The organism is Lentzea sp. JNUCC 0626 (genome assembly GCF_043632865.1).
Classification (GTDB): domain Bacteria; phylum Actinomycetota; class Actinomycetes; order Mycobacteriales; family Pseudonocardiaceae; genus Lentzea.
This window is the reverse complement of sequence record NZ_CP171635.1, coordinates 9631881-9652355: the sequence shown is the minus strand read 5'-3', so window position 1 is coordinate 9652355 and position 20475 is coordinate 9631881. Positions and strand designations below refer to the sequence as shown.

Here is a 20475-nt window from a genome sequence, read left to right as displayed (position 1 = left end):
TTGTTCGGCTTGATCGGCTGGATCGTCGGCTGGGTGTTGACGCTGTTCATCGTCGTGATGATCGGCCGGATGATCGTGGACTGGGCCGTCACGTTGCAGGCCCGCGGCGACTGGGTGTGGAAGGTGCGGCGGGTGACGCACGGCATCACCGAACCCGTGCTCGCGCCCGTGCGCAAGGTGTTGCCGCCCGTGCGGTTCGGCGGGTTCGGGTTGGACCTGGCGTTCACCGTCGTGTTCATCGCGGCGTTGATCCTGCGGTCGATCGTGTGGTGAGGACCCCGGGGTTGAGCACGCCCTGAGGATCGAGCGCGGCCTTGGCACCGGACAGGGCCGCGTGGAAGACGTCCGGCCGTTGGCGCGCGTACCAGGGCATGTGGTCGCGGCCGACGGCGTGGTGGTGCGTGATCGTGCCGCCGGAGCTGATCAACGCCTCGGAGACCGCCGCCTTGATCTCGTCCCACTGCGCGGTGAGGCTGCCCCAACGACCCGGCGCGTAGATGCCGTAATAGGGCGCGGGACCGTCCGGGTAGACGTGGGTGAAGCGGCACGTGACGATGCCGACGCCGCACACCTCCTGCAACACCTTGGTCGCCGCCTCGACGACGGCCGCGTGCAGGCCTGGGAACCGGTCCCAGGTGCAGGCCGTCTCGAACGTCTCGGTGATCATCCCGTGCTGCGCCATCGCGTCCCGCTGGTACGGCATGCGCAGGAACGACTTCCGCCACCGTCCGGCCGCGCCCTCGACCACCTCGCCGTCGCCGCAGAGCTCCAGTGCACGCGCCAGAAGCCCATCGACCGGGTGATCGGCCGACTCAAAAGCCAGCACCAGCACGGACTGCGGCGAGCCCGCGTTGAGGAACGCCTCGGCCGGGTCCAGCAGACGGCAGTTGGCCGGGTTGAGCCCGGACTGCGCGATCAGCCGCGTCGCCTCCACGGCCCGTTCCCACGACGCGAACCGCACCGACGCCCCCGAACGAAAACCCGGTGGTGACTGCAGGCGCATCCAGGCCTCGGTGATCACGCCCAACGTGCCTTCGGACCCCAGGAACAACCGGTCCGGCGACGGCCCCGCCCCCGAACCCGGCAACCGCCGTGACTCGGAGATCCCTTGCGGCGTCACGACCCTGAGCGACTCCGTCAGGTCGTCGATGTGCGTGTAGAGCGTCGCGTAGTGGCCGCCGGCGCGGGTGGCGAGCCAGCCGCCGAGCGTGGAGAACTCGAACGACTGCGGGAAGTGCCGCAACGTCAGGCCGAAAGGCTTGAGCTGCGCCTCCAGCGACGGCCCGAACACCCCCGCCTGGATCCGCGCGGCCCGGCTGACCGGATCGACCTCCAGCACCTGGTCGAGGTGCCCGAGGTCGAGCGTCACGACCCGATCGAGGTCACGCGGTTCGACCCCGCCGACCACGGAAGTGCCGCCACCGAAGGGAATCACCGCGACACCCCGCGAAGAACACCAGTCCAGCACGTCCACGACGTCCTGCTCGGTGCGCGGCCGCGCCACGGCGTCGGGTAACGGCCCGACGTCCCCGGCGAGGTTCCGCGTGACGTCGCGGTACGCCTGGCCGCGAGCGTGCGCGAGCCGGTCGACGCGGTCGGTCGAGAGGAGCGCGGACGGTTCGAGACGCGACTCCGGCACGTCGAGCGAGGCGGGATCGGGTGGCTCGTGGAACGTCAGATCGGCGTCCGGCAACACCGCCCGCACCCGTTCGACCAGCGCACGGCGCTCTTCCGGGGTGACGGCGTCCTCGACGTTGCCCCAGCCCCACCACGACCTCGTTGTCATGGCGAGCAACCATAAGCGAAACGAGCGGGTTCTGGAATGCCCGGCACTGAAAAGCACTACCGTCGGGACGCATGAAGCCCTGGGGGATAGTGGCTTTGCTGGCGCTGGTGTTGGTGGGCGTGGCCGGAACGGCCGGGTACGTCAACTCGCTGCCGCCCGGCAACTCCTCGACCGACGACAGCGCGGAGAACACCGCCCACTGCCTGGCCAAGTATCCGGTGCCGGACACAGCGGCCAGGTTCACGGCCCGCGCGCAAGACGTCTACAGCGGCTGCGGCGGCACAGAGGTCCTCGAAGCCACCGACATCGGCAACCGCCTCGTCGACACGGAGGAACCCAGCGCCCGGCTGGTCCTCCTCATCGACATGCCCGGCCACCAGGGCATGTTCAGCAAGCAGGACCCCGTCACGGCCTGCTACCAGGTGGAGTTCAACTACTTCGGCCTCGACAACGGCCCTGACCGCATCGACTGCCCACAGGACCCCTTCCGCCCTGGAATCCCGGACGGCTACGAGAACGCCTTCAAGGCGGTGCTGGCGGAACTCCCGCCCACCCCCGCGGAGGAGGACGTGCGGAAGGCACTGCAGGCGAAGCTCCCACCGCTGCCGGTGAACGCGAAGACCGGCACCACCTGGCCCGCACCCGACGTCAGGGTCTACGTGGCCTGGGGTGTCGCCGACATCGGCATCAGCGCCGACGCCCGGCGCGGCCGGTGCCTCCAGGGCACCCGCCTCGCGGACGGCACCGTCACCGTGTGGTTCCAGCCTCCTCCGTCACCCGAGGCGCAGGGCATGGTGACCTGCACCCCCGAGAACGCGGTGGACGCTCAGCGACGGCCGAAGTGATCGCCCTTGGCCAAGTCGAGGAACGCCTCCCAGGCCCGCGCCGACACCGGGATGTGCGCCGCTGGAGCCTTGCTGTCCCGAACACCGACTCCCGCGCCGATCTCCACGCAGTTGTTGCCGTCGGGGCTGTAGCTGCTCTTACGCCACACGGTGGCCTCCTCAGGAGACGATGTCGGTGATCAACCTCCTCGATTGTTCCGCATCCAAGGCCACCCCAGCCAGGGACTTCAGGATGTCCGTGTAGAGGTCGACGGACGCCTTGTCCTCCATGAAGATGCCCGAGTTCATCGTGTCCGTGTAAACGATGGACGGGATCTTCTTGAACTTCATCAGGCTGAACTCGCCCATCGCCCCGGCGTGCGCGCCGATCGACGTGGGCACGACCCGGACGGTGATGTTCGGCCGCACGGACATCCGCAGCAGGTGGTGCAACTGGTCGCGCCACACCGACTCACCACCGACGGGCAGCATCAACGCCTGCTCGTGCACGTAGAAGAAGAACTTCCGCGTGCCGTCGAGGATCTGCTGCCTGGCCACGCGTGCCTCCACGCGGAGGGCGATGTCCTTGGCTTCGATCTTCGGCCACACCTCGTACAGTGGCCGCATGTAGTCGGGGATCTGCAACAGGCCCGGCACCAGCGTCAGGTGCCAGCTGTACAACTCGCTCACGACCGCCTCGTGCTCGACGAGCGTGCGCATCTTGATCGGCATCACCCCCTGGTAGTGCTGCCACCAGCCCTTCTCCCTGGACCCCTTGAAGAGGGCCATGAGGTGGTCGAAGTCTTCTCCTGTCACCCGGCAAAGGCCGAGCAACCGGGCGAAGTCGACCTCGGTCACCCCGCCCTTCCCCGTGAGCAGGTCCGAGAGCTTCTGCGGATCCCACCCCAACACTTCGGCTATGGCGCGGTGCGACATCCCCGTCGAATCGACCGCCGCGCGAACGAGCGCGGCGAACTCGCGGCCGCGCATCGTGGAGGCTCGTACTGGCATGTCAGGAAAGTAGGGCCGGTTCCACCCGGCCAGACACCGTTTGGAGCCAAGTACAACCGAAGAGATGGTCGTTGGAGGGTCTCCATCACCCCGCGCCGAAACAGACGAACCCCACTGCCGCAGCGTAAGCGGCGTCATCCGAGGCAGCTCGCTGCACGGCGGCCAACGCCTCGGCCGGGGCCATGCCGGCGGCGAGTTTCTGGTGCAGTTCCACCATGACCGGGGCGGTGCCGTCGGTCGGCACCGGCACCACGGGCGCGATCAACGTCCGGGTGCCCAGGCTCAGCAGCGCGGCGGTGAAGCCCATCAGTTCGTCGCCGGGGCGCACGGCCGACTGGCCCGTGTCGCACGCCGACAGCACGACGAGCGTCGGCGGGCGGCGCAGGCGTTCGATGTCGTAGACGGTCAGCGGGCCGTCGGCGAGTTCGAGCGCGGAGAACAGCGGGTTGTCCACGCGGAACGAGCCGTGCGCGGCGATGTGGGCCAGCGCGGCACCGTCCATTGAGGACGCGACGGCGCTCACGGTGGCCTCGGCGTCGACCAGCACGCGGGCCGGGACGTGGGCGCTGATGGCCTTGATCTCGGTGGGGGCGGCGGCCATCCGCGGTCCCGCGGCGAGCACGGCCTCGCCCGCGGCGTCCGGGACCGACCAGGCGCGCAGCCAGACGGAAGCCGAGGGGGCGACGGTCACCTGGCGGTTCAGCACGGCCCACGGCAGGCCGTTGAGGGCGCCGGTCGGCACGACCACCAGTGGCCTGCCGTCGATGCGTGCGGCCAGCGGTTCCAGCAGGCGGCGGGCCAGCAAAGACGCGGCGTGCGAGGCGGAAGACCGTGCCACGGCGAGGTTCGGCAGTTGAGGCGGCAGCGTCACCAGGCGGTGCAGGGCGAAGCGGAGCAGGCGGATCTCGCGGACCACGCCGTCGACCGGGCCCAGCGAGTGCAGGGTGGCGCGGCCGTCCGCCAGGACCACGGCCAGCAACGAACCGTCGTGCTCGACGAACTCGATCAGCGCCGACGAACCCAAAGCGGCGGCCAGCGACGCGACCGACGGGGGCTTGAAGACCGAGACCTCACCGGACACCTGGCGGGTGAGGTCGCGGACGCGTTGTTCGGCGCGGACCAGCTTGGCGCGCAACGAACCCGCCGGTTTCCCGGCCAGCACGGCGGATTCCACGTCGGCGGAGACCGCGCGCAGCGACGCGAGGGCGTCTTCGAGGCGCGGATCGTCCGGCGGCGAGACGGACTTCATCCGCAACGCTCCGGCCCGCCAGCTCTCGGTCCACGACAACACGCGCGAGGCACTGCCCGAGGCCATCGCCAGCGCCAGTCCCTCGGCCGCCAACGCCTGCCCCTGCACACCGGCGGAGGCGCGCAACTCGGCCGCTCCCAACGACACCCGGTACTCGTCGAGCAGCCCGATGCCGCGACGCAACGCCGACGACGTGCCGCGGACGTCGCCGGAGAGCTTGCGGCGCAACGCTTCCGCGTACCAGCCGCGCACCCGCAGCCCCGCCGGGCCGCGCAGCCGGGCCGCCGCCGCGACGGACAGCTCGGTCACCGCACGGGCGCGGTGCCCGAGGTCGGCGGCGACCAGACCGGCGTCGATGCGGGCTTCCAGGGCCGGCAGGCGCCAGTCCATCGCGTCGAGTTCGGCGGCCACCCGCGACAACGCGAGGCGCAACGGCCGGGACCGGTCACCGCGCAGCACGGCCGCGTGCAGTTCCAGATACCGCGCCCCGGCGGCCCACAGCAGGCGTTGCTCGCGGCGGAACCGGCGGCGGGCCTCGGCGGCGAACGCGTTGGCGGCGTCGGGATCGTCGTCGAGCAGGGCGATGCGGGCGCGGAAGTACAGGGCCTCGGAGACGCCCAGGGGGTTCTTCAACTCCTTCAGCTCGACGATGGCGCGGTCGGCGGCGGCGCGGGCCTCGTCCAGCAGCGGCACGGAGACCAACAGTTCAAGGCGGTTCACCAGCAGCACCGGGCGCATCACGTCGAGACGGCGGTAGACGTCCTCGGCCTGGTCGAACAACGACAGCGCGGCCGGCACGTCACCGCCGCGCGTGGCCATGATGCCCGCGTTCCAGTTGACGTCGGCGACGCCGAGTTCCTGGCCCAGCTCCCCCAGCAACGAGGCGGCCAGGGAGAAGTCGGCCGACGCCTCGCGCATGTTGCCGACGTACGCGCGCACGAGACCGCGGTTGTTGAGTGCGCGCGCTTCGACCAGCTGGTCCCCCACACGGCGGGCACCGGCGATGGCGGCGGTGTAGTCGCGTTGCGCGTCGTCGTAGCGAGTCAGGTAGTGGAAGACGACGCCGCGTTGCATCAGCGCGGCCACCGAGTCGGCACCGGCCAGTTCCGGCATGGCGTCGTCGAGCAGCGTCAGCGCGGCCTTCTGCTTGCCCGTGTAGGCGAGCACCCACGCGAGGCTCATCTGCGCCAGCGCGGCCAGGCGCGGCAACGCCGCCTCGGAGGCGATGCGGATCGAGCGGCGGAGGTGCCGGGCGGCGCCGGGGAAGTCGTGCATCTCGCGCAGCGCGAGGCCGATCGCGCGCTCGGCGATCGACGATTCCGAGCGGTCTTCCGTCGCGCGGAGCACCGCGCGCGCCATCTCCACGGCGGCGCGCGGGTTGCGCTGCCTGGCCTCCAGCGCGTCCTCGGCGGAAAAGTCGGTCACGGCAACACTTTATCCGCTGTGGTAGCTTGATCAAGCTCGGTCGGGGTGCCCGTCAACGCTGCTTTAGTGAGGCCGTGGTGTCGAAAACGCCAGAAAGCGCGGAGCTTTACCAAAGAGCTTTCCTGCAGCTCATCGCCGAGGACAAGAACATCAGCTTCCACGCCGAACGCGGGCGTGAATTCCTTTATCGGCCGGGGCAGTTGCTCGTCGGAGCCGAGGATCAACAACGCGTGATCGAAAAGCTGCGCGAAAACAACATCGGCGCGCGGCCCGGCGAGGGATTCGCCGGATTGGCACGATTGACGTTGCCGAACAACGCCGAGGACATTCCGCGCATTGTTCGTCTGCTGCGGGATCAGCGGAACTGGCCGAACGAGCGCGTGCCGCTCGTGCAGCCGCACCACGTGATCGTCGGCCACGGCGGTCTGGTCATGGGCAACCCCGGCGACCGTCCCTACCCGACGGACCCGGTCGTGGCGCCGAAGTTCGACGAGCGACTGAAGGACGTCCGGGTCGGCATCATCGACACCGGCATCTCGCAGGGTGCGAGCAGCGAGCACTCCGACTGGTTCGACGGCCGCTACGCCAAGGAGGCGGACGACGTCGACGCCGCCTACGCGAGCGGCGACAACTTCGCGTTGCAGGGCGGGCACGGCACGTTCGTCGCGGGCGTCATCCAGAACGCGGCGCCCGGCGTCACGTTCGACCCGGAGGTCGGCCTCGACCCCAACGGGTTCGGTGACGAGGAGCGGATCTGCCGCAAGATCACCGAGCTGGGCCGCAAGAAGGTCAACGTCCTGAACCTGTCGCTCGGCTGCTTCACCGAGGACGACGTGGCGTCCGAACCGCTGCGCCGCACGATCGAGGCGCTGCCGGAGGACATCGTCGTGGTCGCGTCCGCCGGCAACCAGGGCACGCAACGGCCGAGCTGGCCCGCCGCGCTGTGCGGGGTCACCGCCGTCGCCGCCGCCCAGCAGGAACGCGACGGCTCGCTCGCCCCGGCGTTCTACTCGAACTGGGGTCACTGGGTCGACGCCTGCGCCATCGGCAACCGCGCCTCGACGTACCTGAAGGGCGAGTGGCAGCTGCCCGGCGAGGCCTCGGCTACGCCGTTCGCGCTGTGGGCGTACTGGTACGGCACGTCGTTCGCCGCTCCCCTGGTCACCGGCCGGATCGCCGCCACGATGGTGTCCGAGGGCGTCGACGCACGTCAGGCGCGTGACAAGCTGCTCACCGGGCCGGTCTTCCACCCCGGCTACGGAATTTTCGTCAAATAGTTGTATCTGCGAGGCAACCTCGGCCTCCGCCAGTTGTGACCGCAAGGAGTCGACGTGACCTCTGCATCCCCGATCGCCGCGCTCGTGAGCGCGGCGGCCGAGGGCGACCAGTCGGCGTGGAACGAGATCGTGGACCGTTACACGCCGCTGGTGGTGTCGGTGATCTACAAGCACCGGCTGCGCCCGTCGGATGCGGCCGACGTGAACCAGACGCTGTGGCTGCGGCTCGTGGAGCAGATCGGACGGCTCCGCGAGCCGGAGGCGCTGCCCGGCTGGATCATGACGACCACCCGCAACGAGTGTCTGCGCGTGCTGCGCGTGCAGCAGCGGACGCACCTGTACGACCCACTGTCCGAATCGGACGCCTTGGAGTCGGAGCAGGTGGACGCGGACGTCGAGGCGGACCTGCTGGCGGTGGAGCGGCGGCAGGCGTTGCGCGATGGGTTCGCCGAGCTCACGGACCAGTGCAAGCGGTTGCTGACGAAGCTGATGACCGATCCGCCGCCGAGCTACCAGGTCGTGAGCGAAGAGCTCGCGATGCCGGTCGGCAGCATCGGCCCGACGCGGATACGTTGCCTGGAGAAGTTGCGGAAAACTCCAGCGATCGCAGCCTTCCTGGGATCGCCGGTCAAGAGAGGAGGTGTGCTGGGTGCGGCACGACTGGGACAGTGACGAAGTACTGCTCGACGCCTTGCGCGACGCGTTGAGCACACCTTCCGAGGAGGTCCCGCCGGAGTTCGTGGAGGCCGCCAAGGCCGCCTTCACCTGGCGGACCATCGACGAGGAGCTGCTGCTCATCACGTCGTACGACTCCGTTCTCGACGACACGTTGTTCGCCCGTGCACGCTCCACGGCCACGGCCCGGCAGCTGGTGTTCGACGCGGACGGCGTGATGTTGCAGGTCGAGGTGTCGGCGGCGGGCGTGACCGGTCAGCTGATGCCCGCGTCCGGGCCGATCACGCTCGTGACGCCGAGCGGCGACCACGAGACGGCCGAAGTGGACGAACTGGGGTCGTTCGTGATGGGGGTGGCGCCGCGGGGGCCGGTGAAGTTCCGGTTCGCCAGTGGTTGCACCGATTGGTTCATCCTCTGAGTCACCATTCGTGTGAACGCTGAATTCCCTCATTCGGCCCACACCTGCCGCCAGTAGGGTTGTCGACGCTCAGAATTCGCATCGCGAGAGGTGTGCTGCTGTGGTCGATCGAGTCAGCTGGGTTCCGGAAGGTGTCAACGTCGACGTCCCGAGTTCCGCCCGGATCTACGACTACCTGCTCGGCGGTGGGCACAACTTCGAGGCGGATCGGGCAACGGCGGAAGCGCTGATCAAGGTGCTGCCCGTGCGGGCGATGGCCCGGCTCAACCGTTCTTATCTGCGCCGGGCCGTTCTGGAACTCGCCGGGCTCGGGGTGCGGCAGTTCCTCGACCTCGGGTCGGGCATTCCGACGGTCGGCAACGTGCACGAGGTGGCGCACGAGGTCGCCCCGGAGTCGAAGGTCGTCTACGTCGACTTCGAGCCCGTCGCGATCACGCACGCCGAGCTCATGCTCTCGGGCGAGCCGGACGTGACGGCGTTGCTCGCCGACCTGCGCGAGCCGGAGAAAGTCGTTGCGCAGGCAAGGGAACACCTCGACTTCTCTCAGCCGATCGGGCTACTCGTCGTCGGTGTCCTCCAGTTCATCCCTGACTCGGACGACCCCTGGGGCGTATTGTCCCGCTACGTGGAATCGCTGCCCTCCGGCTCTTACCTGGCGCTGTCGCACTTCACCGCGGACAGCATGCCGGCGGCCATGGCGGCCGGCGCGGAGATTTTCGCCAAGACCGCGGAGCCGATCACCCCGCGCACCAAGGACCAGGTCGCGAACATGTTGGCGGGCACCGAGATCGTAGAGCCCGGTATCGTCTTCACGCCCGAGTGGCGGCCCGAGTCGCCGGAGGACGTCGGCGACGAACCGTCGAAGGCGAACCTCTACGCCGCGGTGGGTCGCAAGCCCTGATGTCCGCCACACCGCTCGCACAGCGCTGGGCGGCTGTTCTGATCGAGAGCGCGTACTCCCCGATGTCCCGGCGGAAGCTCACGCAGCACCTCGACGAACACGCCGCCCGGCTGCGTGCTGGGCAGGCCGCGGTGGCCATCGGGGAATGGTTGGTGCGCAAGCGTTTCACCGGCCCTGACTCGTTGCGCCGCACGCTGGAGGTGCTCGGTCCGGAGTTCCCGCCCGAGACGCTCGGCGCGCTCGCGTCCGGGTACGTGCGGGCGACGCGTGACCAGTTGTTCGCCGAGCAGGAGAAGGTCAGGGACTCGCTGCTGAAGGCCGTCGAGGACGCGCAGCGCGACCTGCACGACAGCGAGGCCCGGTTCGCCCAGGTCTTCGCGACGACGGCGGTGGGCATCGCGATCTTCGACCTGCACGGCGCGGTCGTGGAGGCGAACGAGGCGCTGGCGGCCATGCTCGGTTACGAGGAGATGCCCAAGGAACTCTTCGCCGAACCCGACGCGGCGGCGCTGGCGGCGGCGTGCCGGCGGATGCTGGAGTCCTCTGTGGACACCGACCGGCGGGAGTGGGAGCTCGCGCAGGAGAACGGCGACACGGTGTGGGCCAACGTCGTGCTGTCCGTGCTGCGCGGGTCGGACGGGCTGCCGAAGTTCCACGTCGCGCTGATCGAGGACGTCACCGAGCAGCGCATGCTCCAGGACTGGCTGCGGCACCAGTCGTTGACGGACCTGCTGACCGGGCTGCCGAACCGCGCGTCGTTCACCGACAAGCTGGAGTCCGCGCTCGCCACCGGCGACCCGCACACCCTGGCGTACCTGGACGTCGACAGCCTCACGATCGTCAACGACGGCCTCGGCTACGCGGCGGGCGACGCCGTGCTGGTCGAGGTGGCCCGCCGGTTGCGGGCCGTGCTGCCGGACGCCGTTGTCGCGCGCGTCGGCGGCGACGAGTTCGTGGTGCTGATCCACGGCTCCCCCGATGTCGCGGCACTCGCGGCGACGATCGACGAGGAACTCTCCGAGCCGGTGTACCTGCAGGGCGCCGGTGTCGCGGTGTCGACGTCGATCGGCTTCGTGCACACGTCCGGCCCCGGCGTCGACCCGACCGCGGTGCTGCGGCGCGCGCACTCGACGTTGCGCAGAGCCGAGGCCGGCGGCAAGCGGCAGTGGGCGCTCTACGACCACGAGGCCGACGCCACCGGTCGTGCCCGGTACGCGCGGATCGCGGCCATGCCCGGAGCCTTCGAGAACGGCGAGATCACCGTGGAGTACTCGCCGGTGTCGTGGGTCTCGGGAGACCTGGCCTTCGTGGAGGCCTCGCTGCGGTGGGGCACGTTCGGCCACGACGAGGTGGCGGCGTACGCGGACGCCCTGGGCCTCGCCTCGCGCGTCGGCCGGATGGTGCTGCAGGACGCGTGCTCGCGCGGCGAACCGGTGCTGATCAGGCTGTCCCGCGACCAGTCGCGCGACCAGGACCTCGCCGCGCACGTGCGGTCGACGTTGCGGGCCTGCGCGTTGCCGGCGTCGTCGCTGTTCCTGGCGCTGGACGTGCGGGCGCTGCCGGACGGCGAGGACAACCTCGAGGTGTTGCACGACATGGGCGTGCACGTGCTGCTGCACGAGTTCGGCGGAGGGTTCGCCGGGCTGTCCACTGTGGACCGCTACCCGATCTGGGGCGTCCGGCTGGCCCGTCCCCCGTCGGAACGGCTGGCCCGGCAGGGACTCGCGCTGCTGGTGCCGTTGCTGCGGTCGGCCGGGGTGCACGTGATCGGCGGGCCCGGTGACCCGGACGAGCTGCGCGCGTTGGGCGTGGACCTGGTGGTGACGCGGTGAGCGGTCGTGGCCGTCAGGGAGACCACGACCGCTCGGACGTGCTTTAGGCCGCGTCCTCGAACGTGGTGGCCTGGACGGTCACCCGTCCACCGAAGTTCCGCACGACCTGAGCCTTCTCGGCGGCGTTCGGGTTGGGGTTCGTGCACGACGTGCCGGCGCTCGCACCGGACATCAGGTCGGTGCACAGGCCCGTCCGGCGGTCCGGCAGCCCGAGGATGTGGCCGAGCTCGTGCGCGGCGATCCGGACCGTGTTGTGGCCCTCGTTGACGGCCTGCCGCCCCATCCAGACCCGCCCGTTGCCGAGGCTGGTCGTCTGGGCACGCGGCCACCCGTTGTCCGCGACGATGGTGATGTTGACGGAACCGCTGTTCCGCTTCACCAGCTTGACGGTGTTCGGGAGCTGCGTGTTCCACACGTTGGCACCCGAGTCGACGGCGGCCTGGAACTCGGCGGCGCCGGCGGAGTTGTAGTACAGCGTGCGGGGCGCGGCTTCAGCGGTACCGATGAGGCCGACCGAGAGGGCGGCCACGCTGGCCGCCACACCGATTGTTTTCCGCAGGGACACAGGAATCTCCTCGCAATGCAGGGTGATTGCTCACCGACTGTATCGCCGAGGTGTTGGCGCACAAGAAGAGTCAAGTGTGAAGCCCGGCTGACACGGTCAAGAGACTTCGTAGGTGAGGTCGCGCCGGAAGGTCCCGAACCCGCGTGTGGCAAGGGAAAACGTGCCCTACCACCGGGTTCCGGGGCCCCTGTCCACCCCGAACAGGCCGCCGCCGAACGGGCGAATAACTGTTCACACGCGACTGGTTCTGATGGACCGGTCGGCGCAACGCCCGCGTCAGCGCGAAGCGGCGAAGTACGCCTTGACCACGCGCATTTCGACAGGGGGAGGGAAATTCTCGTCGTTCGCGCCGAGCCCGCCGACCACGACCGTCCACGCGGACCTCGTCCGGTTCGGCAGCGGACCGTCCCCGGCGAGCACGAACTCGCCCTCGCGGTCGCAGGAGTACGCCCCCACCAGCCCGTCCGCCCGCCCCGGCCACGAACCCCCGTTGCGGCGCCGACACTTCGCACCGTCCGCCAGCTCCAGCCCCCACGGCTGGGCCTTCTGACCGGACTCGCCCCGCGCGGGCTGGGTGGTCGTCAGCCTCCGCAACGACTTCTCCCACGGGTTCGTGCCGCAGAGGAGCACCAGTGGTGCGGGCGTCACCCAGCAGACGTCCGCGCTCTCCGCGGTCGGTGAGCAGGAGACGACCCCGGCGTCGGTCCCGGCGGGCGACTGCAGGCAGTTCTCCACCTCGCCGCCGTCTTCGACCCGATAGCCGGTCGCGGGGTTGCCGGAGCCGTCCACGGCCACCACGGTCACGACCTCGGTGGCCTGGTCCGGACTCGGGTCCGCGAACTCCAGAGCCTCCGACGTCGTGGTCGTCGGCGCTGGTGTGCTCGTGACGGTCTGCACGCCGGTGTCCGGCGTGTTCGACGCGGTCACGACGCGGAAGACGAAGATCCCACCGGCCAGCACGACCAGGGTGATGACGACCGCCCACGCCCACTTCACGACGATCCGCCGATCTCTGTCAGGAGCGCCCGCACCCGGTCGTGCGAGCAGTCGAAGACGTCAGTGAACTCGCTGGTGGCGACAGGCCTCCACCGGGAGAACCCCGGAGCGTAGATCTCGCACGTGAACTGGATGTCCTTGGTGCGACCGGGTTGCACGATCAGACGCGCGTACTTGCCGGGGCTCACCCAGTCGAACTTCTCGGCGTGGTCACCACTGAGTGGCAGCGACACGGTCTTCTTGTCCTTGCCCACGGTGACGTCCGCGACGATCCGGCCCGTGTAGGAGTAGCCGTCCTCGTTGTCCAGTCGGAGTTCGAGGTTCCCCGTCTCGCCGGGCTCCAGGTTGAACGCGAACGGACGGGTGTCGTCCACAGACCCGTCGACGAGTTCCACCGCCTTGCGGTCCCGGTCGAGCCGCAGCCCGAGGACGGCGGTCTCCGCGTTGCCGGCGCTGGGGCACTGGAAGTGGATCACCGGCTTCGGGTCGAGCCGCTCGACGTCCACCGCCCGCAGGTTGCTGATCGACAGCATCGCGCCACCCTCGGCCGCGCTGCGGACGGAGATCCCGTGGTACGGCGTGGCTTCCGTGCCGTTGCGCCGCAGCCACTCGATCGTCTCCGGCTCGCAGTACCCGCTGGCCGACCGCGGCATCAGGTCGAGCGGCACGTCGAACGGCAACGCCCAGTCGCTCATCGGGCTGCCCGTCGGTTCGGCGATCAGGCTCGTCACCGAGGTCTTGTCCTCGGTAAGGTCCGGCAACGGGCCGGTGATCGCGGCCACCAGCGCCAGCGCCGCGACGACTCCGCCACCGAGCAGGAACCACGGGTTCTTGGTGAAACTCTCCATCCGCTGTCCCACGTGACGCGCGCCCCTCCCGGTTCCGACGACTCCGAGGGGGAATCGCCGAGTTCGGCGGAAGAGTTACGGCGCAACGCGAAAAGGCCGGCGTCCCCTGGACACCGGCCTTCTTTCCGCGGGAGTGCGGTCTCAGGCGAACGACGGCTGCCGCAGCGCGTGTTCCACCAACGCGATGAGGATCTGCTTGGTCGACTGCCGGTTCCGCGCGTCGCACGGGATGATCGGCACCGACGCGGAGATGGTCAGGGCGTCCCTGATCTCCTCCGCCCGGTGGTGCATCAGGCCGTCGAAGCAGTTCACCGCGATCACGTACGGCAGATCGCGGTCCTCGAAGAAGTCGATGGGCGCGAACGCCTCGTCGATGCGGCGGGTGTCGACCATGACCACGGCGCCGATGGCGCCGCGGACCAGGTCGTCCCACATGAACCAGAACCGGTGCTGACCGGGCGTGCCGAACAGGTACAGGATCAGGTCCTTGTCCAGCGACACGCGACCGAAGTCCATGGCCACCGTGGTGGTCACCTTGTCCGGCACGTGGGACAGGTCGTCGACGCCGACCGAGGCCTGGGTCATCACGGCTTCGGTCGTCAGCGGGGTGATCTCGGAGACCGACCCCACGAACGTCGTCTTGCCCACACCGAACCCGCCCGCGACGACGATCTTCGACGACACCACGTTCAGGTCGACCCCAGGTGACCCCGGACGACCCGGAGCACCGTTGCTCATGGGAACTTCTCTCTACTCGAACTCAGGCTCGCATGGAAACGTGCAGCTGGGCGCGGATCTCCGGCGTGAGCTGGAGGCCGACCCTCTCCACCAGGCGGGTCATCGCGTAACCGATGAGCCCGATGTCGCAGTTGGGTGCGGCGAGGACGGCCAGGCACGACCCGTCGCTGATGGACATCAGGAAAAGATAGCCGCGTTCCATCTCGACGACGGTCTGTTTGACCTCACCCGCCTCGAAGCAGCGGGCCGCGCCGAGGTTCAGCGAGACCAGACCGGACGAGACGGCGGCGAGCTGCTCGGCCCGGTCGTGCGGCAGCCGTTCCGACGTTGCGAGCAACAGGCCGTCGGCGGAGACGACGATCGCGTGCGCGACACCGGCCACCCTGCTGACGAAGTCCTCGACCAGCCAGCTGAAGTTGTCCAGTTCCTCAGTCGCGGTGGTCACTGGCGTTCCCTTTCTGCGATCACGGGGATGCCTCCGACGGCGGAGTCGAAGAGCGACTCACGGCCCATCTGGACGCCCTTCTGATACGTGGCGAACCGTGCGCGCAACCGGTCGGCCGAACGGCCGGGGATTGCGGCGGCGGTGGCTAGCTGCGGTGCCGGGGATGACGGCTTCGGCAACGATCCGGGGACCAGCCGCGCCTGGGGGACGCGCTTGGGCAGACCGTTCTCCGTCGTCTGGGCAGGTGCGCTCTTGTCGAGTGCGCCCGCGGCCTTCCAGCCTTCGTCCGCGGCTCCCCAGTCGGAGTTGAAGTCGGCGACCGCACGCGGCACCGCCGTTGGTGCCTCGATCTTCACGGTCTCCGGCGAACGCTGCCGCTTGGGCAGGCCGTTCACGGTGGAGGGTTCCGCGTCGTGCTCGTCGTGCTCGTGCTGCTCGTTCTGCTGGGCGCGCACCGGCTCCGCTGACGGTACGTCCCTTGTGGAGGGTTCCGGCGCCGAGGGGGTCTGGAACCACCTCGACAGGTCGTCGTGCGAGATCTCGGGCTCGTCGACGATGGCCGGGAAGATCTCCGTGGCCGGGTCGGCGGGACGCTGCACGGGCGGCTCGTAGGTGTAGCCGTCCTCCGCCGCGTCCTCGGTCGCCTCGATCCGCGCGGTGAACAGGCCGTCCGTGGACGTCTGCTCGATGCGGTGACGGCCGGAGTTGTCGTCCGCTGCGGCGGGCGACGGCATGAGCGCCGGCTGCTCCGGAGTCCACTTCGGAACACCGGACAGCGCCTCGCCCGTGCTGGTGGACTCGATCGCGGCCTGCTGCGGGGCGGCCGGCAACGGCAGTGCCGGTGCGGGTCCCTTGTGCAGCAACGAGATCGGGAGAATCACCTGTGCGGTGACGCCACCCTCTATGTCGTCGTTGTTCGCGAGCGTCACGCGGATCTCGTGGCGCTTCGCGAGCTGGCCGACCACGTACAGGCCCATCTCGCGGGCCACCGAGACGTCGACCTCCGGCGGCTCGGCGAGCTTCGCGTTGAACTCGACGACCTCGTGCTCCTGCATGCCGACACCGCGGTCGTGGATGCGGATCGCGACTTCGCCCTTGCGGGTCTCTATCGTCCGCACCGTCACCTTGGTGCTGGGCTTGGAGAACGCGGTCGCGTTGTCCAGCAGCTCGGCGACGAGGTGCGCGAGGTCGTTGACCACGCGGCCCTGCACCATGAGCTCCGGCGTCGGCGCGATCTGCACGCGCGCGTACTTCTCGACCTCGGACACCGCGGCGCCGAGGACCTCGGCGATGGCGACCGGGCGGGTGACGCGGCGGTTGACCGTGGTGCCCGAGAGCACCAGCAGGTTCTCGCTGTTGCGGCGCATCTGCGTCGCGAGGTGGTCGAGCTCGAACAGCGACGCGAGGTGGTCGGGGTCCTGCTCGTCCTGCTCCAGCCGGTCGATCACGCTGATCTGGCGTTCCACCAACGCCTGCGAGCGCCGCGACAGGTTGATGAACATGTCGTTGACGTTCGCGCGCAGTGCCACCTGCTCGACGGCGAGGCGGACCGCTTCGCGTTGCACGAGGTCGAACGCCCGCGCGACCTGCCCGACCTCTTCGGTCGTGTTGATCGGCACCGGGACGATCGCCTCTTCGGCGGCACGCTCCGGCTCGCGGTGCGAACGGATTCGCTTGATGGCCTCGGGCAGCTGGTTGCGCGCCACGTCGAGCGCGCTGCGGCGAAGAACGCGCAGCGGCCGGAGCATGGACTGCGCGACCATCGCCATGAGACCGAACGCGATCAGCAGCGAGATCGCGACCAGTGCCGCGTCACGCCACGCGTCCGAACGCGCGGTCGACTGCAACCGCGTGGTCGTCGCGTCGGCCTGGTTCTCCAGGTCGGCCGCGACCTCGCGAACGAGGTTCGCGGTGTCCTGGCCGATCTTCAGGACCTCGGCGTCGGTGATCGTGACGTCCTCGCGCTCGAAGTCCTGCGCGAGCGCGAGCCGCACCAACCGGTTGCGACCGTCCACGGACGAACCGGACACGGTGTCCTGGAACCGCTGCCTGTTCTCCGCCGACGCCGCGTCGTTGAACTCGCCGAACGCGGCGTCCAGACGGGACTGCGCGGCACGCAGCTCGTCGGCGGCACCGGGAGCGAAGCTCCGGCGCAGCGCGGTGGACGTCAGGATCGCGTTCTGCTGGCCCAGCTGCTCCTGCGCGCTGTAGAGGGCCTGCGCCGCGGACACCAGCGGAACGATCTCCGGCTCGCTGAGCGAGGAGATCGCGGCACGGTGCACCGTGGTCAACGAAGCGATGATCTGGTTGTACGCACTGATCACCGCGACGTCGGGGTACTTCGTGGTCAGCAACGTCACGCGCAAGCTCGCCAGTCCGTCGAGGGACTGGAGCGACTTCGTGAACGTGTCCTGCAGGGGCGCGCTCAAGGCCGAAGCCGTCGCGCCCGCGTCTCGGTACTTGCCGAGTTCAACATCGGTGAGGCCCGTCCGGGCGGCGTGCTCGGGACACGCGTTCTGCCTGCCCGCGGCCACACACTGCACTGCCCAGTCACGTTCGACCTGTAGAGCGTTCTCCACCTTCGCGGCCTGGTGGCTCACGGCGAGCTCGCGCTGGACGTTGCCGAAGAGTTCGACGTCGTCGAGCTGGGTGTTCAGCCTCAGGCCCGCGAGAGTCGCGGTGCTCAGGGCCGGAACTAGCAACACCACTGCGAGCTTGCTCCGCAGCCGCCAGTTGCGTAGGCGAAACCGGTCGATGCCTCGCTGGTCCTCACGACCGCGCACCGTCAACACTCCCCGCCCCGTTTAATAGCAGCAAACCTGGTGGATCTTGGAGTAAAACGCGCTGTTCTCATACCGCCGTTCGGACGACAAAACGCTGGTTCGAGAATCAACAACTTTGGACTGCGCGGCTAAACGGCCCTCGCGCGATAAATCGTATGGAGGAAACGATCGCGCGGGTGACCGTGATCACGGCCTGATCACAGTCACCCGCGCGGTTCGTCAACTACCGGAGGGCTGGATGAGCATCGGCTTGACGTCGAGCTCCTTGTCCAGCATCTGGTACCGCTGCATCAGCTGGACGACGCGCTGCAGGCGCGTCGCGTCGAGCGTCGTCGGGAACGCACCGAAGTGGACAAGACCTGCGGTTTCCTTGTCGACCTTGGCGTACTCGACGAGCAGCGGCTCGACCGTGGGACGGTCGGTCGCAGCGGCCTGGCCCTTGGCCATCGCGCGCTGGAAGGCGGCGACGGTCTTGGGGTTCTCCTTCGCGAAGGCACCAGAGGTGGCGTAACCCGCGATCGGGATGTTGTCGGTCGGGCCGGACGCCGCGTCCAGCACCTTGATCTGACCGGCCGCCCGCTGCGCGCGGGTGATGAACGGCTCGACCATGAAGGCCGCGTCAACGGTCTTGTTCTGCAGTGCCGCCTGCATGTCCGGGAACGGCATCTCCTTGAACTTGACCGTGCTCACGTCCACGTTCGCGGCTTCGAGCGTGGCCTTCGCGGTGAGCTCCGCGATGTTCTTGAACGTGTTGATGGCGATGGTCTTGCCGGCGAGGTCGGCAGGGGCCTTGATCGCCGAATCACCGTTCGCCAAGATCAGGAACATGTCGGGTTTCGCCTGGTAGCCGTCGGAGATGAGCTTGATTCCGTCGACCGCCTTGGCGGTGTCCTTCGCCTGGGCGGCGAAGAACGAGACCCAGTTGCCGAACGTGAAGTCCAGCTCCTTGTTGACCAGGCCGGGGATGGCCGCGGCGCCACCCTGGATGACCTTCAGGTCGACCTCGAGGCCTTCGGCCTTGAAGAAGCCCTGCTTGATCGCCACGTGAACGGACGCCACGTCGAGGATCGGCAGAACACCGAGGGTGATCTTGGCCTTCTCGACCGGACCGCCGCTGTTCGCGTCGGACGCGGGCGCCTGCTCTTTGCCGCCCAGAGCACCACAGCTCGCCACGGTGGCGAGCAGCGTGGCGAGGGCGATGCCACGGATGGTGATGCGGCGGACTCTTCGAGTCATCGGGAGCACTCTCCTGTCGGAGCGGTGTCGTCGTTGCGGGGAATAGGCCGCGCCGGTCAACCACTCAGAGTAATGATGCTGCTCCAAAAGACCCCAGTTGACCGACACGAGCAGGTTCCAGTCCACTACCTGCGGTGAGCATCTAAGCACAGCAGGTCTAGGGCTAGGAGAACCCCAAGTGAAGCGTCCCGTGACCGTTGTCGGCGCAGGGCCGGCCGGTCTGACCTTGGCAAACCTGATCCAGCAGTCAGGTATCGACTGCGTTGTGCTCGAAAAAGCTAGTCGCACCCATGTGGAAACCCGACCACGCGCGGGAGTCCTGGAGCACCGCTCCGTGACCATGTTGGAGTCACTCGGTCTGGCAGATCGTTTGCTGATGGAAGCAGACCGTCACGGAACGTGTGAATTCCGCGTCAACGGCCAGTCCTTCCAGGTGTCCTACAGCGACCTGTATGGGGGACGTGAACACTACGTCTACCCCCAGCAGGAAGTGGTCAAGGACCTCATCGGGGGATTTTTGGCGCGAGGAGGTGACATCCGGTTCGAGGTCAGCGACGTCGAGTTGGGAGACCTGACCTCGTCGTCCCCCACGGTGGCCTTCACCAGCGCGGACGGCACCCGCGAAACCATCACGAGCGACTTCGTGGCGGGGTGCGACGGCTTCCACGGCGTGAGCCGTCCGTCCATTCCTATGGGAGCGCTCTCAGAATTTACCCACCAGCACGGGATCGAGTGGCTCGCCATTCTCGCGGAAGCCCCTCCGTCGACTAAAGCCATCATTTACGCATTGCACGAAGATGGATTCGCCGGCCATATGTTGCGGTCGCCTTCGGTGTCCCGCTTCTACCTTCAGGTGCCGGTCGGAACCAAAGCTTCGGATTGGTCCGACGAACAGGTCTGGGAAGCGCTCCACAAACGCTTCGCACTGCACAACTCGACCTGGGCGCTGAACGAAGGAAAGATCATCGAGAAGCGCGTGCTGGACATGCGCAGCCACGTGGTCGAGCCGATGTCGTACGGCCGGCTGTACCTGTTGGGTGACGCAGCACACATCATCACCCCGGTCGGCGCCAAGGGCATGAACCTCGCCATGAACGACGCCGCAACGTTCGGACGTGCGCTTATCGACTTCTACGCCACCGGATCCGAGACCGGGCTGAAGACCTACTCGGAGGACTGCCTCCACCGGGTCTGGCGGGCCCAGGAGTTCTCGCAGTGGATGGTGAACATGATCCACACGGATGTGAGCTCTCCGTTCTTCGGACGGTTGGCCCAGGCGAGGCTGGAGCACCTGGCCGAGTCCCCCGCCTACCGCGCGACCTTCGCGGAGAACTACGTAGGTCCATGAGGGTGAAAATTCGACCCTCTGGGGTGAAATCCCGGGTCCCCTAACGAGTGAGAGCAACCCCTTAGGGACATCGCAGCGTCACGGTTTGGGGCCAACTCCCGATGCCGGGGGATGTCGT

20 protein-coding genes are annotated in these 20475 nt (G+C 68.5%); 8 read left to right on the top strand and 12 right to left on the bottom strand.

Annotated features, from left to right (window positions below):
* Complete coding sequence (locus tag JNUCC0626_RS45405; protein WP_394616791.1) at positions 1 to 273, top strand: YggT family protein; 273 nt, start codon at positions 1 to 3, stop codon at positions 271 to 273.
* Here JNUCC0626_RS45405 and JNUCC0626_RS45400 read toward each other — a convergent pair.
* Entirely contained in the window at positions 236 to 1786 is a 1551-nt protein-coding gene (locus tag JNUCC0626_RS45400; protein WP_394616790.1) for an FAD-binding oxidoreductase, read from the bottom strand. The genes JNUCC0626_RS45405 and JNUCC0626_RS45400 overlap by 38 nt on opposite strands.
* A 71-nt stretch (positions 1787 to 1857) precedes the next feature.
* Here JNUCC0626_RS45400 and JNUCC0626_RS45395 point away from each other — a divergent pair, with 71 nt between their 5' ends.
* A complete protein-coding gene (locus JNUCC0626_RS45395; RefSeq protein ID WP_394616789.1) occupies positions 1858 to 2631 on the top strand; it encodes a hypothetical protein in 774 nt (257 codons plus the stop codon).
* Here the strand turns inward: JNUCC0626_RS45395 and JNUCC0626_RS45390 are convergent.
* The 4 genes from JNUCC0626_RS45390 to JNUCC0626_RS45375 form a co-directional block, all read right to left on the bottom strand.
* Positions 2613 to 2780: a DUF397 domain-containing protein gene (locus tag JNUCC0626_RS45390; RefSeq protein ID WP_394616788.1), complete on the bottom strand. Its 168-nt coding sequence runs from the start codon at positions 2778 to 2780 to the stop codon at positions 2613 to 2615. The genes JNUCC0626_RS45395 and JNUCC0626_RS45390 overlap by 19 nt on opposite strands.
* A gap of 10 nt (positions 2781 to 2790) precedes the next feature.
* Complete coding sequence (locus tag JNUCC0626_RS45385; RefSeq protein ID WP_394616787.1) at positions 2791 to 3621, bottom strand: helix-turn-helix domain-containing protein; 831 nt, start codon at positions 3619 to 3621, stop codon at positions 2791 to 2793.
* An 85-nt stretch (positions 3622 to 3706) separates the two neighbouring features.
* The gene (locus tag JNUCC0626_RS45380; RefSeq protein ID WP_394616786.1) at positions 3707 to 6295 is read right to left on the bottom strand and encodes a CHAT domain-containing protein; all 2589 of its coding nucleotides are present in this window, start codon (positions 6293 to 6295) and stop codon (positions 3707 to 3709) included.
* Positions 6292 to 6696 carry a hypothetical protein gene (locus JNUCC0626_RS45375; protein WP_394616785.1) on the bottom strand — a complete coding sequence of 135 codons (405 nt, stop codon included), beginning with the start codon at positions 6694 to 6696 and terminating at the stop codon, positions 6292 to 6294. The genes JNUCC0626_RS45380 and JNUCC0626_RS45375 overlap by 4 nt, the downstream gene beginning before the upstream one ends.
* Between JNUCC0626_RS45375 and JNUCC0626_RS45370 the strand changes: the two genes are divergently transcribed.
* The 5 genes from JNUCC0626_RS45370 to JNUCC0626_RS45350 all read left to right on the top strand — a co-directional run bounded on the left by JNUCC0626_RS45370 (position 6676) and on the right by JNUCC0626_RS45350 (position 11398).
* Positions 6676 to 7572, top strand: coding sequence for a S8 family peptidase (locus JNUCC0626_RS45370; protein WP_394616784.1), 897 nt, complete (start codon positions 6676 to 6678; stop codon positions 7570 to 7572). The two genes, JNUCC0626_RS45375 and JNUCC0626_RS45370, sit on opposite strands and share 21 nt — an antisense overlap.
* A 54-nt stretch (positions 7573 to 7626) precedes the next feature.
* Entirely contained in the window at positions 7627 to 8244 is a 618-nt protein-coding gene (locus tag JNUCC0626_RS45365) for an RNA polymerase sigma factor (RefSeq protein ID WP_394616783.1), read from the top strand.
* Positions 8222 to 8665: a hypothetical protein gene (locus tag JNUCC0626_RS45360; RefSeq protein WP_394616782.1), complete on the top strand. Its 444-nt coding sequence runs from the start codon at positions 8222 to 8224 to the stop codon at positions 8663 to 8665. Before JNUCC0626_RS45365 ends, JNUCC0626_RS45360 begins: the two co-directional genes overlap by 23 nt.
* Positions 8666 to 8765: 100 nt before the next feature.
* Positions 8766 to 9566: an SAM-dependent methyltransferase gene (locus tag JNUCC0626_RS45355; RefSeq protein ID WP_394616781.1), complete on the top strand. Its 801-nt coding sequence runs from the start codon at positions 8766 to 8768 to the stop codon at positions 9564 to 9566.
* Positions 9566 to 11398, top strand: coding sequence for a diguanylate cyclase domain-containing protein (locus tag JNUCC0626_RS45350; protein WP_394616780.1), 1833 nt, complete (start codon positions 9566 to 9568; stop codon positions 11396 to 11398). The genes JNUCC0626_RS45355 and JNUCC0626_RS45350 overlap by 1 nt, the downstream gene beginning before the upstream one ends.
* A gap of 43 nt (positions 11399 to 11441) precedes the next feature.
* Here JNUCC0626_RS45350 and JNUCC0626_RS45345 read toward each other — a convergent pair whose 3' ends face one another.
* The 7 genes from JNUCC0626_RS45345 to JNUCC0626_RS45315 form a co-directional block, all read right to left on the bottom strand.
* On the bottom strand, positions 11442 to 11963 hold the full coding sequence (locus JNUCC0626_RS45345) for a snapalysin family zinc-dependent metalloprotease (RefSeq protein WP_394616779.1): 522 nt from the start codon (positions 11961 to 11963) through the stop codon (positions 11442 to 11444).
* Between the two features lie 276 nt (positions 11964 to 12239).
* Positions 12240 to 12959 (bottom strand): hypothetical protein, encoded by a 720-nt coding sequence (locus JNUCC0626_RS45340; RefSeq protein ID WP_394616778.1) that lies wholly within the window; start codon positions 12957 to 12959, stop codon positions 12240 to 12242.
* On the bottom strand, positions 12956 to 13807 hold the full coding sequence (locus JNUCC0626_RS45335) for a hypothetical protein (protein WP_394616777.1): 852 nt from the start codon (positions 13805 to 13807) through the stop codon (positions 12956 to 12958). The genes JNUCC0626_RS45340 and JNUCC0626_RS45335 overlap by 4 nt, the downstream gene beginning before the upstream one ends.
* Positions 13808 to 13948: 141 nt before the next feature.
* Positions 13949 to 14545, bottom strand: coding sequence for a GTP-binding protein (locus tag JNUCC0626_RS45330; protein WP_394616776.1), 597 nt, complete (start codon positions 14543 to 14545; stop codon positions 13949 to 13951).
* Positions 14546 to 14567: 22 nt separating this feature from the next.
* The gene (locus JNUCC0626_RS45325; RefSeq protein WP_065917166.1) at positions 14568 to 14990 is read right to left on the bottom strand and encodes a roadblock/LC7 domain-containing protein; all 423 of its coding nucleotides are present in this window, start codon (positions 14988 to 14990) and stop codon (positions 14568 to 14570) included.
* Positions 14987 to 17773 carry a sensor histidine kinase gene (locus JNUCC0626_RS45320; protein WP_394616775.1) on the bottom strand — a complete coding sequence of 929 codons (2787 nt, stop codon included), beginning with the start codon at positions 17771 to 17773 and terminating at the stop codon, positions 14987 to 14989. Before JNUCC0626_RS45320 ends, JNUCC0626_RS45325 begins: the two co-directional genes overlap by 4 nt.
* A gap of 219 nt (positions 17774 to 17992) precedes the next feature.
* Positions 17993 to 19009, bottom strand: a complete 1017-nt coding sequence (locus JNUCC0626_RS45315) for an ABC transporter substrate-binding protein (protein ID WP_394616774.1) — start codon at positions 19007 to 19009, stop codon at positions 17993 to 17995.
* Positions 19010 to 19187: 178 nt separating this feature from the next.
* Here JNUCC0626_RS45315 and JNUCC0626_RS45310 point away from each other — a divergent pair, with 178 nt between their 5' ends.
* Complete coding sequence (locus tag JNUCC0626_RS45310) at positions 19188 to 20357, top strand: 4-hydroxybenzoate 3-monooxygenase (RefSeq protein ID WP_394616773.1); 1170 nt, start codon at positions 19188 to 19190, stop codon at positions 20355 to 20357.
* Positions 20358 to 20475 lie beyond the last annotated feature (118 nt).

Bases quoted from the DNA above. Each gene is read 5' to 3' on its own strand.
- JNUCC0626_RS45315 (WP_394616774.1), bottom strand. From the start codon at position 19,009: ATGACTCGAAGAGTCCGCCGCATCACCATCCGTGGCATCGCCCTCGCC.
- JNUCC0626_RS45335 (WP_394616777.1), bottom strand. From the start codon at position 13,807: ATGGAGAGTTTCACCAAGAACCCGTGGTTCCTGCTCGGTGGCGGAGTC.
- JNUCC0626_RS45395 (WP_394616789.1), top strand. From the start codon at position 1,858: ATGAAGCCCTGGGGGATAGTGGCTTTGCTGGCGCTGGTGTTGGTGGGC.
- JNUCC0626_RS45350 (WP_394616780.1), top strand. From the start codon at position 9,566: ATGTCCGCCACACCGCTCGCACAGCGCTGGGCGGCTGTTCTGATCGAG.
- JNUCC0626_RS45330 (WP_394616776.1), bottom strand. From the start codon at position 14,545: ATGAGCAACGGTGCTCCGGGTCGTCCGGGGTCACCTGGGGTCGACCTG.
- JNUCC0626_RS45385 (WP_394616787.1), bottom strand. From the start codon at position 3,621: ATGCCAGTACGAGCCTCCACGATGCGCGGCCGCGAGTTCGCCGCGCTC.
- JNUCC0626_RS45400 (WP_394616790.1), bottom strand. From the start codon at position 1,786: ATGACAACGAGGTCGTGGTGGGGCTGGGGCAACGTCGAGGACGCCGTC.